1 pseudogene is annotated in these 241 nt (G+C 65.6%); it reads left to right on the forward strand.

What is annotated here, in order from left to right:
* Window positions 1-241, forward strand: a pseudogene (locus tag SB756_RS34450) (catabolite repressor/activator); the annotation flags it as partial.

A 241-nucleotide genomic window follows, 5' to 3' on the forward strand; every position in this document is an offset into this window, starting at 1 on the left:
CGTGCAGTGGTTGAAGCCCATGGCTTTACTCCCAACCCCCAGGCGGCCGGGCTGCGCAGCCGGCATACGCGCACCTTGGGCTTCATCCTGCCGGACCTGGAAAACCCCAGTTACGCACGTATCGCCAAGCTGCTGGAGCAAGGGGCGCGGGCGCGGGGCTATCAATTGCTGATCGCCAGTTCCGACGATGAAGCCGACAGCGAGCGCCAGTTGCTGCAACTGTTCCGCGCACGGCGCTGCG

Source organism: Pseudomonas sp. SIMBA_068 (assembly GCF_046534705.1).
GTDB lineage: Bacteria > Pseudomonadota > Gammaproteobacteria > Pseudomonadales > Pseudomonadaceae > Aquipseudomonas > Aquipseudomonas putida.